This is a genomic window from Methanobrevibacter sp. (genome assembly GCF_030539555.1).
Lineage (GTDB): Archaea > Methanobacteriota > Methanobacteria > Methanobacteriales > Methanobacteriaceae > Methanocatella.
In genome coordinates this window covers 1-13,187 of sequence record NZ_JAUNXX010000043.1, presented here as the reverse complement: position 1 = coordinate 13,187, position 13,187 = coordinate 1, and the positions used below count along the sequence as shown (strand labels likewise).

General features: G+C 35.5%; 13 protein-coding genes and 1 tRNA gene. 13 read left to right on the top strand and 1 reads right to left on the bottom strand.

The window, feature by feature from the left end; genetic code table 11:
- Nucleotides 1-190: 190 nt before the first annotated feature.
- Nucleotides 191-2,905 (top strand): valine--tRNA ligase, encoded by a 2,715-nt coding sequence (locus Q4Q55_RS07735; protein ID WP_303372252.1) that lies wholly within the window; start codon nt 191-193, stop codon nt 2,903-2,905.
- A 294-nt stretch (nt 2,906-3,199) separates the two neighbouring features.
- Here the strand turns inward: Q4Q55_RS07735 and Q4Q55_RS07730 are convergent, their stop codons facing one another.
- Nucleotides 3,200-3,766 carry a sugar O-acetyltransferase gene (locus tag Q4Q55_RS07730; RefSeq protein ID WP_303372251.1) on the bottom strand — a complete coding sequence of 189 codons (567 nt, stop codon included), beginning with the start codon at nt 3,764-3,766 and terminating at the stop codon, nt 3,200-3,202.
- A gap of 44 nt (nt 3,767-3,810) precedes the next feature.
- Between Q4Q55_RS07730 and aroA the strand changes: the two genes are divergently transcribed.
- The 12 genes from aroA (at nt 3,811) to nifU (ending at nt 13,131) form a co-directional block, all read left to right on the top strand.
- Nucleotides 3,811-5,130 carry a 3-phosphoshikimate 1-carboxyvinyltransferase gene (aroA, locus tag Q4Q55_RS07725; protein ID WP_303372250.1) on the top strand — a complete coding sequence of 440 codons (1,320 nt, stop codon included), beginning with the start codon at nt 3,811-3,813 and terminating at the stop codon, nt 5,128-5,130.
- The gene (gene nth / locus Q4Q55_RS07720) at nt 5,127-5,756 is read left to right on the top strand and encodes an endonuclease III (RefSeq protein WP_303372249.1); all 630 of its coding nucleotides are present in this window, start codon (nt 5,127-5,129) and stop codon (nt 5,754-5,756) included. The genes aroA and nth overlap by 4 nt, the downstream gene beginning before the upstream one ends.
- Before the next feature lie 98 nt (nt 5,757-5,854).
- Entirely contained in the window at nt 5,855-6,013 is a 159-nt protein-coding gene (locus tag Q4Q55_RS07715; RefSeq protein ID WP_303372248.1) for a hypothetical protein, read from the top strand.
- A gap of 31 nt (nt 6,014-6,044) precedes the next feature.
- The gene (locus Q4Q55_RS07710; protein WP_303372247.1) at nt 6,045-6,188 is read left to right on the top strand and encodes a hypothetical protein; all 144 of its coding nucleotides are present in this window, start codon (nt 6,045-6,047) and stop codon (nt 6,186-6,188) included.
- Nucleotides 6,189-6,306: 118 nt separating this feature from the next.
- Nucleotides 6,307-7,254, top strand: coding sequence for a cysteine synthase A (cysK, locus tag Q4Q55_RS07705; RefSeq protein WP_303372246.1), 948 nt, complete (start codon nt 6,307-6,309; stop codon nt 7,252-7,254).
- A 59-nt stretch (nt 7,255-7,313) separates the two neighbouring features.
- Entirely contained in the window at nt 7,314-8,021 is a 708-nt protein-coding gene (gene cysE / locus Q4Q55_RS07700) for a serine O-acetyltransferase (protein WP_303372245.1), read from the top strand.
- 11 nt (nt 8,022-8,032) lie between these two features.
- Nucleotides 8,033-8,413 carry a transcriptional regulator gene (locus tag Q4Q55_RS07695; protein ID WP_303372244.1) on the top strand — a complete coding sequence of 127 codons (381 nt, stop codon included), beginning with the start codon at nt 8,033-8,035 and terminating at the stop codon, nt 8,411-8,413.
- A gap of 71 nt (nt 8,414-8,484) precedes the next feature.
- A tRNA-Cys gene (locus Q4Q55_RS07690) sits at nt 8,485-8,555 on the top strand.
- A 42-nt stretch (nt 8,556-8,597) separates the two neighbouring features.
- Nucleotides 8,598-9,947: a cysteine--tRNA ligase gene (gene cysS, locus Q4Q55_RS07685; protein WP_303372243.1), complete on the top strand. Its 1,350-nt coding sequence runs from the start codon at nt 8,598-8,600 to the stop codon at nt 9,945-9,947.
- Nucleotides 9,948-10,177: 230 nt separating this feature from the next.
- The gene (locus Q4Q55_RS07680; RefSeq protein ID WP_303372242.1) at nt 10,178-11,473 is read left to right on the top strand and encodes an O-acetylhomoserine aminocarboxypropyltransferase/cysteine synthase family protein; all 1,296 of its coding nucleotides are present in this window, start codon (nt 10,178-10,180) and stop codon (nt 11,471-11,473) included.
- A gap of 72 nt (nt 11,474-11,545) precedes the next feature.
- Entirely contained in the window at nt 11,546-12,754 is a 1,209-nt protein-coding gene (nifS, locus tag Q4Q55_RS07675; RefSeq protein WP_303372241.1) for a cysteine desulfurase NifS, read from the top strand.
- Nucleotides 12,755-12,756: 2 nt separating this feature from the next.
- Nucleotides 12,757-13,131: a Fe-S cluster assembly scaffold protein NifU gene (gene nifU, locus Q4Q55_RS07670; RefSeq protein ID WP_303372240.1), complete on the top strand. Its 375-nt coding sequence runs from the start codon at nt 12,757-12,759 to the stop codon at nt 13,129-13,131.
- Nucleotides 13,132-13,187 lie beyond the last annotated feature (56 nt).

Genomic DNA, 13,187 nt, shown 5'->3' with positions numbered 1-13,187 from the left:
TAAGGAGTTATTGGTATTCTTAATAGTTTTTCAGATAATATTAATACTTATAAATATATCTCTTCAATATATCTTAAAAAATTAACTAACAGTTTGGTGCTTTATTTTCTTATTTCATAATTACTTTTTTAAATAATAAACAACATAATTAATAATATTATTTTTACTTACATTAACTAGGAGAAAATATATGTCAAACGAAGAAATTCCTAAAGACTATGATTTTAAAAAAGAAAAAGAATGGGAGAAGAAATGGGAGGATGAAGACATCTACAAATATATTGGAGACGGGTCTCGTCCTAGATATGTAATTGACACTCCTCCACCATACCCAACAGGCTCAATTCACTTAGGCCATGTATTAAATTGGGTTTACATTGATATGAATGCAAGATACAGAAGACAAAAAGGCCATGACGTATTATTCACCCAGGGATGGGACTGCCATGGTCTTCCAACTGAAGTTAAAGTTGAAGAAACTCATGGAATCAAGAAAAATGATGTTTCAAGAGCTCAATTCAGACAGTATTGTGTTGATTTAACTACTGACAACATTGCAAAAATGAAAGCGCAGATGCAGGCAATGGGTTATTCGCAGGACTGGACTCGTGAGTTCGTGACAATGACTCCGGAGTACATGAGGAAAACCCAGTATTCATTTTTAAAAATGTATGAAGAAGGCTTAATTTATCAGGGAAAACACCCTGTAAATTGGTGTCCTCGTTGTGAAACAGCTATTGCTTTTGCAGAAGTTGAATATTCAGATAATACTACATTTTTAAACTATGTAAATTTCCCGCCTGCAGTTGAAGATTCATATGATGACATTGCATCATCACAAAAGTCAGGTAAGCAGGCTGACCCTAAAAGTGAAGGAATCCTAATTGCAACTACCCGTCCTGAATTGATGTCTGCTTGTGTGGCAGTTGTAATTCACCCGGAAGATGAAAGATACACTCACCTTTTAGGCAAATATGTTGAAGTTCCTCTATCACACCAAAAGGTAAAAATCATTGCAGATGAAGAAGTAGACCCTGAATTCGGTACCGGTGCAGTAATGATCTGTACTTTCGGGGATAAGACTGACGTAAGCTGGGTTCAAAAATATGACCTGGAAATCATTGATGTAATGGATGATACAGGTAAATTAACTGCAGCTGCTGGAAGATATGAAGGAATGGACTTGCAATCTTGTAAAAAGCAAACCATTGAAGACTTGGACAGTGAAGGTTACCTATTAAAACAGGAAGAAGTTGACCAGAATGTTGGCCAATGCTGGAGATGCAAAACTCCTGTTGAAATTCTTCTAAAAGAACAATGGTTTGTTGCAGTAAGAGAATTAATTGAAAAAACCAAAGTGGCAGCAGATGAAATGAAATGGGTGCCTGACCACATGAAATCCCGTATGGTAAACTGGGCGGATTCCATGGAATGGGACTGGTGTATCTCAAGACAAAGAATATTTGCAACTCCAATTCCGGTATGGTACTGTAAAGACTGTGGAAAAGTCATTTTGCCTAATGTGGAAGACTTGCCGATTGATCCGACAGTTGATAAACCTAAACATGCATGTGAATGCGGCTGTGAAGAATTCATCCCTGAAGTTGATGTATTGGACACTTGGATGGATTCATCAATTTCACCACTATCCATTGCTGGATGGCCTGATGAAGACTACATTAATCATTTCCCATCAGATATCCGTCCGCAGGGACACGATATTATCCGTACATGGGCATTTTACACCACTTTAAGATGCATTGCCTTAACTGACAAGAAACCATTTGACGATATTGTAATCAATGGTATGGTATTTGGTGAAGATGGAAATAAGATGTCCAAATCCAGACCTGAATTTGTAGTCGGTCCTGAAGAGGTCATTGAAAAATACGGTGCAGACCCGTTAAGAACATGGGCGGCAAACAGTGTTCCTGGATCTGATGTAATATTTGACTGGAAAGACATCAAGCACGGATACCGATTCCTTAGAAAATTCTGGAATGCATTCAGATTCATAAGCATGCAAATATTTGATGAAGAAGTTTCATATGAAGATGTTAAAGATGACCTCGGACCTATAGACTTATGGATCTTGTCTAAATTAAACAATTTAAACATTACAGTCGACAAAGCATTTGCCGATTATAACTTTGCAGAAACCATAACCTCAATTGAAAGATTCTTCTGGCATGATTTCTGTGATGAATACATCGAAGCTGTAAAATACAGATTATACACAGACGTATCTGATGAGTCAAGAAAGGCGGCAAAATACACTTTAAGAACAGTAGTTGAAACTTCCTTGAAGCTATTGGCTCCGATTGCACCATTCTTTACAGAAGAAGTTTATCAATACTTCTCTGATGAATCAATTCACACAACATTATGGCCGGAAGTGCATGATGAATTGATCAGCTCTGAAATGGAAGAAAAAGGAGAAACCACTGTTGAGTTAATCGATGAGGTAAGAAGATTCAAATCTGCTTCTAAAATACCATTGAATGCAGAACTTGCCGAAGTAAATGTTTATACTTCTGATGAGAATTTAGTTGAAATATTTAACCAGTTTGATGATGACATTAAAGGAACTTTAAAAATCAAAGACTTGGCTATTAGCTCTGGAAAACCTGAAGTTCATGAAAAAATCATCGAAGTTGAACCGGACATGTCTCAAATCGGACCTAAATTCAAAGGAGATGCCGGCAAGATTATCGGCTATCTGAAATCAACTGACATCGATGAGATAGGTGGTGTTTTGGATGAAAATCATGAACTGACAATTGGTGAAATTGTAGTTCCTGAAGACATGTTGAATATCAAAAAGGAGATTGTGGGAGCATCAGGTAAAAAAGTCGATATCTTACAGTCTGAAAACTTGGACATGATTGTTGAAGTAATTAGATAATTGCTTCTCAACTTTCTTTTTTTTTCAAATTCGTTTCAAAATAATAATTGATATTTTTAGTTTATTTTTCTAAATCAATATTAAAATCACTTTTAAATATTTTAAACTTAAGTAAATATTGTATTTTTCATTTTAAAAGTATTTATACTAGCTGTACAATATATAAAAAGTGGAGATGGGATAAATCTATTTTTATTCATTTTTAATGGGCTTGCATGGTGATTTAAGAGGCTTTCATTTGATTCTATTTTTTCAAAAAAGTCCATTTCGGGGTTGTGTCGTTTGTCTCATCTCCTAATCTATATCATTTTCCAGCTTTCGAACAACTTTTGCAGGAACTCCTAAAGCCAAGGAGTCATCGGGAATATCTTTAGTAACAACAGCTCCCGCACCGATAACTACATTGTTTCCAATTGTAACTCCCGGCAATACAGTAACATTTCCGCCCAACCATACGTCATCACCAATCCTGATTTCTGTCGCTTGTGCTAAATGCTCACGGCGACCTTTAGGGGTTAATGGATGGCCAACAGTAGTTATTAACGTATTTGGGCCAATCATTACATTATCGCCAATGTAAACCTCTTTAACATCCAGTATTGTTAAGTTAAAGTTTCCGGTAAAATTGTCTCCGATAAAAATGTTTTTTCCATTGTCGCAGCTAAATGTTTTCGCTATCCAGACGTTTTCACCTACTGAACCTAACATTTCATTTAAAAAATCAAACTGTTTTTGTCTGTCTTCGTCATCGATGGAATTATAAATTCTGCAGTTTTTTATTGCATTCTGTTTGACTGCATCGACTTCACTATCATCGTAGCAATATTCCATACCTGCCTTCAGTTTTTCAATTTCTTTCATAGTTAAATATATTATTTATTTAAACTAAAAATATTATCGATAAGATGATTTTAAAGGTTAAAAATATTTCAGAAATTGGGGGAGTTGTTAAAGCACCTCCTTCAAAAAGTTATTCTCACAGGGCTGTTATTTTAGCTAGTCTTGCTGAAGGAACATCCAAATTATATGATATGTTGTATTCCGAGGATACTTTAGCTTCAATTAGGGTCTGCAAGGCATTGGGAGCCAAGATCAATGAAAATGATGAGTATCTGGAAGTCATTGGGACAGGTGGAAAACTTCATAATTCCAGCCAAGAGCCAATTGATTTGGCAAATTCAGGAACTACACTTAGATTAATGACATCCGTTTCAGCATTAAGCGATAATGAAGTGATATTGACAGGCGATGATTCTCTTAAAACCCGTCCGATGGGATTGTTAATGTACGCCATACAACCTTTAGGAATCGAAACAGAATCTTTAAATGATAATGAAAAGGCACCGATATTGATTAAACCGGGTTATGTCGGTGGTGAAACCAATATCTATGGAAATGTTAGCTCACAGTTCATTTCATCAATTTTAATATCTTCTCCACTTTCAAAAAATGGTGTTACTTTGTATGTCTTGCCGGAATTCAAATCACGCCCTTATGTTAATATGACACTGGATATAATGAGGAAATTTGGAGTTAAAACATTAAACGGATATTATTTAAAGCATGACAATTGCGATAAAGAGTTTCAAAGTTGCAGAATTGACGAGTTTAAAGTTAGAAAACAGGATTATGCTGCCTGTGATTATACAGTTGAGGGTGATTATTCATCAGCATCATATTTGCTTGCTTTAATAGCTATTAACGGTGGAAGGGCTAAAATTCAAAATCTGTTTAGAAACTCTAAACAAGGTGATAAGGTAATTTTAGATATCCTGCAGCAAATGGGTGCTAAAGTCATTCGTGGTGAAGATTATGTTGAAATAGGATCTAACGGTAGTTTAAAAGCGATAGATGTTGATTTATCAAACGCTCCGGACTTGTTAATTACTGTGGCTGTTTTAGCGGCAATGGCTGAAGGCACAACCAATATCACGGGTGTTGCTCATGCAAGAGTGAAGGAAACTGACAGAATTGATACAACATGCAGGGAACTTGAAAAATTGGGTTGTAAATTGATTGAAAGAGAAGATGGAATGAGCATTACTGGTGGTGTGACATCAGGAGTCGTCGATTCCCATGGAGATCACAGATTGGCAATGGCATTTTCACTGATAGGACTTAAACATGACATTGAAATAACAAACGGTGAAGTCTTTGATGTTTCATTTCCGAATTTCATAGAATCAATGGCTGAACTTGGATTCGAATTGGAGTTGGTAGAATGAATAATGAAGAGCGTGTAATAGAACTTGTAAATCAGCTTGAAAATACTTTTGATATAAGAACTTTTCTTGACCATGACCCTTATCAGGTATTGGTCAGAACAATTTTGTCTCAAAGGACAAGGGATGAAAATACAGATCAGGCTACCGAAAACTTATTTGGTAAATATAAAGACATTTATGAGGTTGTGGAAGCTCCGATTGATGATGTTAAGGAGTTGATTAAGCCTGCCGGTTTTTATAATGTTAAAGCAGCAAGGATTCAGGAGGTATCCCGTATTTTAATTGACCAGTATGGTGGGGAAGTTCCTGATACCGTTGAAGAGCTTGTTAAACTTCCGGGTGTTGGTCGAAAAACAGCCAATTGCGTTATGGTTTTCGCTTTTGAGCTTCCGGCAATTCCGGTTGACACTCATGTTCACAGAATCTCAAATCGTTTAGGATTGGTTGATACAAAAGACCCTGAAGAAACAGAAGTCGAATTATGTAAAATCGCTCCTGAGGATTTGTGGATTAAATTGAATGATTTGATGGTTCAGTTTGGCCAGAACATCTGCAAACCGATTGGTCCTCAGTGTGAGATTTGTCCGTGCACTGAAATCTGCGATTATTTTGCTGAGAATATTTAGTTTAGGCCGTAAACTTTATATATTTTGTTTTTTTGACTGCAATTTTACGTAGTGGATTAAATAAGCTTTATATATTCTTTAAAATAAATTTAATAAACATGGAAATTGATTATATTAAAAATAACTATGATATTATCAAATTAAATGAAAAACATGATTTAAATGATTTTTCGTGTGGTTTGGATGATATGGTTGACTTCTTGAAAAATGATGCATTATACCAACAAGAAGAAAAATTAATGTTTAAAGATTCATAATGAAAATAAAATAATTGACGAGGTAATATATATGGCAAAACAAATCGCACCAACTCCAATATTAAAAGGAAAAGAAGCTGAATTATTCTTGAAAGAAATGAAAAGGTCAAACACCAAAAAAGAAGATGAAATTAAAGAAAGAATCAATAATGGAAGGCATGTTGATATCTTTTAGAATTAATTTTTTTTAGACATACCAAAACATTTATAAAGTAAAACAATGTTATATTAACTTTAAAGATAACCCTTTTAATATACCATTTAAAACAATTAATAATATAGGAGAATAAATTATGGCAAATGTACCAGAATTAAAAAGAGGAGTATTGGATAGTATTACTGATGCTATTGGAAACACTCCAATCGTAAGATTAAATAATTTAACAAAAGATTTAGAAGCAGAAGTTGACGTAAAAATAGAATCATTCAACCCTACAGGAAGTGTCAAGGACAGAGTTGCAGTTGCAATGATTGAAGATGCTGAAGAGAAAGGTTTAATTGAACCTGGTGCAACAATCATCGAACCGACCAGCGGAAATACAGGTATCGGACTTGCATTTGCAGCAGCAGCAAAAGGTTATAAATTAATTATCACCATGCCTGAAACCATGTCTGTTGAGAGAAGAAAATTCATAAGTGTTTTAGGTGCTGAAATTGTTTTAACTCCTGGTGCTGATGGAATGGGTGGAGCTATTGCAAAAGCCAAAGAACTTAATGAAAAAACAGAAGGTTCAATTATTTTAGGCCAGTTCGACAACCCTGCAAATGTTAAAATCCATGTAGAAACCACTGCTCAGGAAATCTTAAGGGATACTGAAGGAAAAGTTGACATTGTCATCGGTGGTGTAGGAACCGGTGGAACAATCACTGGAATCGGTAAGGTATTGAAAGAAGAAGTTCCTGATGTAAAAATTGTTGCAGTGGAGCCAAAAGACTCCCAAACCTTGGGCAAAGGTGAAAAAGGACCTCACAAAATTCAGGGTATAGGTGCAGGATTTGTTCCTTCAATTTACGATGAAAGCGTAATAGATGAGATTATTCCTGTTGCAAATGAGGATGCAGGAAATACTTTGCTCGCACTTGCTCGTGAGGAAGGTATATTTTCAGGTATTTCATCTGGAGCAGCAACTTGGGCTGCTTTAGAATTAGCTAAAAAAGAAGAAAACAAGGGTAAAAGAATAATAGCAATATTGCCTGATAATGGTGAGCGATATCTCTCTGTAGATTGGTTATTTGAATAAGATAAACTATTTATACTATATGTTATATATTTAATTTATACATACTTTGAGGTTTACTGATGTTTGATAATTTGAGGGGTGAAATTAAGGCTATTAAAGAAAAGGATCCTGCGGCACGTTCAACATTAGAAATTTTTCTGTGTTATCCGGGATTTTATGCTTTATTATTCCATAGGGTCAGTCACTGGCTATGGAATCATTCTTTAAAGCTTTTGGCTCGTATTAACTCTAATATAGCTAGATTTCTTACAGGAATTGAAATTCATCCCGGTGCAACATTCGGTAAAAGAGTTTTCATTGACCATGGAATGGGTGTTGTTGTTGGTGAAACAGCAATAGTTGGTGATGATGTGCTATTGTATCAGGGAGTAATCCTTGGAGGAACCAGTACAGAAAAAACAAAAAGACATCCAACTCTTGAACGTGGAGTCATTGTCGGTGCCGGTGCTAAAGTCATGGGGAATATTACAATCGGAGAGTATTCCAAAATAGGCACTGGTGCTGTTGTTCTTAAGGATGTTCCTCCTGAGTCAACATGTGTTGGTGTTCCTGGACGTATTGTCAAACGTAAAGGTGTCTCTCACAAAGAAGTTGACCTTGAGCATGGAAAACTTCCGGACCCTGTTGCCGATGCAATCAGAACTATTGAAGCACACCTCAAAGAAAATGATGAGCGCTTTAAAATATTGTTTGATAAACATGAGATTTGTTTAGCTGATGATATTAGAGATGAACAAGAGGATTTAGAGGATTTGTTTAAGAAATAGAAGGGATTTTTATGAAACCACCTTGTGAAATCGTTGTATGGTATGTAATACCGGCAATTAGGTCAGAATTAGCTAAAGAACTTTTAAATTTAGGTATGAGGCAAAAAGATGTTTCTGAACTTATGGACATAACTCAACCTGCAGTATCTCAGTACATAACTGATAAAAGAGGTAGCGGAATTAAACTCGATGACAATGTCAGGAAAATGGTTAAGGACTTCGCTCAGGAACTGGCTGATGGGAGGGCTACAAAAGCTCAATTAATAGGAAGAACCTGTGCTATATGTAAGCATGTTGAAACTGTGGATGTTTTAAAACAGCTTAATATTGATCAATCTGAACTTGGTGAGGATTGTCAATCTTGTTTGGGTTCTGAAGCTAGCAATTGTTAAAAATATTGGAAAAAATAGTAAACTATTTAAACTATTAGTTACCAATATTTTATTATACTTTTAATTTTACTGGCAAGTTTACCGAGTGGCTAGGTGTGTGGCTGCAGACCATAATACGGGGGTTCAAGTCCCTCACTTGCCTTTATTTTTATATAATAATTATTTTTTTTGCGGAGATATTTTTATGGACGTTTATTCAACATTAACTCGCAGTAAACAGACTTTTGAAACTATAAACAAAAACAGAGTTAACTTATTTGTTTGTGGGCCTACTGTTTATGATGATGCTCATATCGGGCATGGGAGAACATATATTTCTTTTGATACAATAAAAAGATATTTGGAATACAGCGGTTATGCGGTATTTTATATCCAAAACATTACAGATATCGATGATAAAATCATCAACAGGTCAAAGGAAAGTGGAATTCCAGCTCATGAGTTGGCTCGCAAGTTTGAAAAAAGATATATTGAAGACATGAACAAGTTAAATGTCAACGGCGTTAATTTATTTGCAAGGGCAACTGATCATGTTGACGAAATATTGGATCAAATCCAAAGATTAATCGATAAAGGTTTTGCTTATGAAACCGAGGATGGGGTTTACTTTGAAATAGACAAATTCCCTGAATTCGGTAAGTTATCAAACAGGAATGTTGAGGAATTGGAATCTCACAGGGATTTAGCCGATACAACAAAGAAAAATCCACAGGACTTTGCATTATGGAAAAAACGTGTTGGTGTGGATGAACCTACCTGGCCATCTCCTTGGGGAGATGGAAGACCTGGATGGCACATTGAAGATACTGCGATTACAGAATACTATTTTGGTCCTCAGTATGATGCTCATGGAGGAGGTCTTGACCTGATTTTCCCACACCACGAAGCGGAAATTACTCAAATGGAAGCGGTTTCAGGCAAAGCTCCAATGGTCAAATTCTGGTTGCATACTGGTTTTTTAAACGTAAATGGGGAAAAGATGTCAAAATCACTCAACAATTTCATTACCATTCGTGAATTGCTTGAAGATTGGGATGCTGAGACTTTCAGATTCTTTGTTTTGTCAACCCACTACAGAAGTCCTATTGACTTTTCAAAAGATTCACTTCACCAATCCGAAAAAAGTCTGGATAGAATCAGAAAATACTATGAACTTTTGGATGTTGAAGTAACTGAGGAACTTGAATCTGATTATGAAGTTTTAGCTAAATGGAAAGAAGAATTCTTCAACAGCATGGATGATGACTTTAACACTCCAAAGGCTATTGCTGCAGTATTTGGATTGATTAATGATTCTAAAAACGAATTGAATGATTTGTCAGATGATGATAAAATAGCAATTAAAGCGTTCCTTGTTGATGTGGCTCACATTTTTGGTGTCAGCTTTGAGGCTGAAGAGGTTAATGCTGGAAGTGATGATTTGCTGGATGTGATTTCTGAAGTAAGATCAGAGCTAAGAGCAAACAAACAATATGATTTGTCTGATAAAATCAGGGATAATCTACAATCATTAGGTTATGAAATTAATGATTAAGGGATTCGGTTCTCTTTTTTTACTTTTTTTTTAAACTTTTTTCAAAAATATAACAACCTTTATATACTAAAAATAACAGATGTTATATTTGTATAACAGCAGTTATATTTATTTTTCGATGCTTTTGTTTAGGCATTCCAAAACATTTATATATAAAAAAATAACTATTGTTATATAGTAATATAACACGTGATATATTATTAAAAAATTCAAAATTAAGGTGATTATTAATGACAAATAAAAATTACGGATTAGCAACATTAGGTGTACGTGCAGGACAAACTCCAGACCCCGCAACTGGGGCACAGGCGGTTCCAATTTATCAGACTACTTCATATGTATTTAAAGACTCAGATGAGGCTGCAAGAAGATTCGCCCTTCAAGAATTTGGACAAATTTACTCCAGATTAACAAACCCAACCAGTGATGTATTTGAAGCAAGGATTGCTGCTATCGAAGGCGGTAACTCAGGTATTTCAACATCAAGCGGTCTTGCAGCAATTTCATATGCAATTTTAAATGTAACCGAACCTGGAGACAACATTGTTTCAGCAGACAACCTTTACGGCGGAACATATCAGTTATTCAACTACACTTTCAAGGATCTTGCAAGAGATGTTAAGTTCGTTGACTCACAGGACTTGGAAGCATTTGAAAATGCAATCGATGAAAAAACCAAGGCAATATATGTCGAATCAATCGGAAACCCTAAATTGGATGTTCCTGACTTCGAAGCATTGGCTGAAATCGCACACTCACATGACATTCCATTGATAGTTGACAATACTGTCGGTGTTGGACTAGTAAGGCCATTGGAACATGGTGCAGATGTTATTGCGGCATCAGCAACCAAATATGTCGGAGGACACGGAACTGCAGTTGGAGGATACATCGTCGATTCCGGTAAATTCAATTGGGGAAATGGCAAATTTAACAATTTCACCAAACCTGACCCAAGTTACCATGGTATAGTCTTCTGGGATTCATTTGGTGATGTTCCTGAACTTGGAAACATTGCATTTACCGTAAGGGTAAGAGCAAGACTTTTAAGAGATCTTGGAGCAACACAAGCACCAGTACACAGTTTCATATTCTTACAGGGGCTTGAAAGTTTGGATGTGCGTGTAAAAAGACATTCTGAAAATGCCTTAAAAGTAGCTAAATTCCTAGAAGCACACCCTAAAGTTAAATGGGTAAACTATCCTGGACTTGAATCACATCCAACCTATGAAATCAATAAGAAATATTTAAAAGATAACTTTGCAGGTATCTTAGGTTTCGGTGTTGAAGGTGGAGAAGAAGCGGGCCGTAAAGTAATTGAAAAATTGGAATTATTCTCAATACTTGCAAATATTGGTGATGCAAAAAGTTTAGCAATTCATCCGGCAAGTACAACACACCAACAGTTAACACCGGAAGAGCAGGAAGCAACTGGAGTAACACCGGACTTCATCAGACTTTCAATAGGTTTGGAAGATGTTGATGACTTGATTGACGATTTAAGTCAGGCATTAGATAGTATCTAGTTACTGTCTAATCACTTAAACTTTATATAATAAAATTTTTTACATTATAATAAAACAATTTGGAGATTAAGGATGTATTTAGATAACTCAGCAACCACACAAGTTAGTATGGAAGTTTTTGAAGAGATGAAACCATATTTTACTGAAGAGTTTGGAAATCCTTCCACTCTTTATAAAATTGGTCGTGAATCTAAAAAGGCATTGGATTTGGCTCGCCAAAGAGTAGCTGATGCTATCAATGCTAAACCGGAAGAAATTATTTTTACAAGCGGGGGATCAGAATCTGATAACTTGGCTATTAAAGGAATTGCCTTTAAATTAGCTAAAAAAGGTAAACATATTATTACAACCAATATTGAACACCCTGCTGTTAAAAATACTTTGGGATTTTTGGAGTCTCTTGATTTTAAAGTGACTTATCTTCAGGTAAAGGAAAATGGTATAATAGATATTGAAGAGTTAAAAGAAGCAATTACTCCTGAAACCATTTTAATTACTGTAATGCATGCTAACAATGAACTTGGTACAATTCAGCCTATTGAGGAAATAGGTAAAATCGCCCGAGAGAATAAAATCAAATTCCATACTGATGCCGTTCAGAGTTTCGGTAAAATTGAAGTGGATGTTGAGAAATTAAATGTGGATTTATTGTCCTTATCTTCACACAAAATTAATGGTCCGAAGGGTGTTGGGGCATTATATATCAAAAAAGGAACTAGAGTTGTGCCTCTCATTCATGGTGGAGGTCAAGAAAGAGGAATTAGATCAGGAACAGAAAATGTTCCGGGAATTGTTGGATTTGGTAAAGCCTGTGAATTGGCTAGTAAGCAATTAGAAGAACATTATGAAAAATTATCATCAATTAGGGATGAACTCATTGATAAGGTATTGAATACTATTCCTGAAGCATACTTAAATGGTGATAGAGAAAATAGATTGCCTAATTTAGTTAACTTTAGATTTAAAGCTATTGAAGGTGAATCATTAATTCTTTTATTGGATGCCAAAGGTTATCAGGCATCAACTGGTTCAGCATGTTCATCTAATACTTTGGAAGCATCTCCAGTATTAACTGCATTGGGCCTTGATCCTGTAGATGTTCATGGGTCTTTAAGATTATCTTTAGCCCCTGAAAGCGATTCTTTTGATGTAGATGAATTTGTAAATGTTATATCTGAATCTGTTTCTAGATTAAGGGAAATGTCACCTCTCTGGAATCAGGAACTGGATTATGATGGCGTAATGTGTAAAAAGCATGGTGATGACTGTAGGAAGTGTTAATTATGGATTATTCAGAAAAAGTTATGGATCATTTTGCAAACCCAAGAAACTGTAGAAAAATGGAAGACGCTAACGGTGTTGGAACCGTTGGAAACCCCACCTGTGGGGATTTGATGACAATTTACATTAAAGTTAATGATGATGAAGTTATTGAGGATATCTCTTTTCAGACATTCGGTTGCGGAGCAGCAATTGCAACAAGCAGCATGATTACTGAAATTGCTGTTGGAAAAACTTTAGAAGAGGCTTTAAAAATCTCAAGAAATGATGTTGCAGATGAATTGGATGGTCTTCCACCTATTAAAATGCACTGTTCAAACCTTGCAGCAGATGGACTTCAAGCAGCCATTGAAAATTATTATGAAAATAACCAATAGGGTCTCTTTCAAAAACTTGTGTGATTTGAATTTTCACTAGTTTTTGAGTCATGATT

Coding starts and splice junctions, on each gene's coding strand:
- Q4Q55_RS07735 (WP_303372252.1), top strand. CDS start 191: ATGTCAAACGAAGAAATTCCTAAAGACTATGATTTTAAAAAAGAAAAA.
- Q4Q55_RS07715 (WP_303372248.1), top strand. CDS start 5,855: ATGGAAATTGATTATATTAAAAATAACTATGATATTATCAAATTAAAT.
- nth (WP_303372249.1), top strand. CDS start 5,127: ATGAATAATGAAGAGCGTGTAATAGAACTTGTAAATCAGCTTGAAAAT.
- nifS (WP_303372241.1), top strand. CDS start 11,546: ATGTATTTAGATAACTCAGCAACCACACAAGTTAGTATGGAAGTTTTT.
- cysK (WP_303372246.1), top strand. CDS start 6,307: ATGGCAAATGTACCAGAATTAAAAAGAGGAGTATTGGATAGTATTACT.
- cysE (WP_303372245.1), top strand. CDS start 7,314: ATGTTTGATAATTTGAGGGGTGAAATTAAGGCTATTAAAGAAAAGGAT.
- cysS (WP_303372243.1), top strand. CDS start 8,598: ATGGACGTTTATTCAACATTAACTCGCAGTAAACAGACTTTTGAAACT.
- Q4Q55_RS07710 (WP_303372247.1), top strand. CDS start 6,045: ATGGCAAAACAAATCGCACCAACTCCAATATTAAAAGGAAAAGAAGCT.
- aroA (WP_303372250.1), top strand. CDS start 3,811: ATGATTTTAAAGGTTAAAAATATTTCAGAAATTGGGGGAGTTGTTAAA.
- Q4Q55_RS07695 (WP_303372244.1), top strand. CDS start 8,033: ATGAAACCACCTTGTGAAATCGTTGTATGGTATGTAATACCGGCAATT.
- nifU (WP_303372240.1), top strand. CDS start 12,757: ATGGATTATTCAGAAAAAGTTATGGATCATTTTGCAAACCCAAGAAAC.
- Q4Q55_RS07730 (WP_303372251.1), bottom strand. CDS start 3,766: ATGAAAGAAATTGAAAAACTGAAGGCAGGTATGGAATATTGCTACGAT.
- Q4Q55_RS07680 (WP_303372242.1), top strand. CDS start 10,178: ATGACAAATAAAAATTACGGATTAGCAACATTAGGTGTACGTGCAGGA.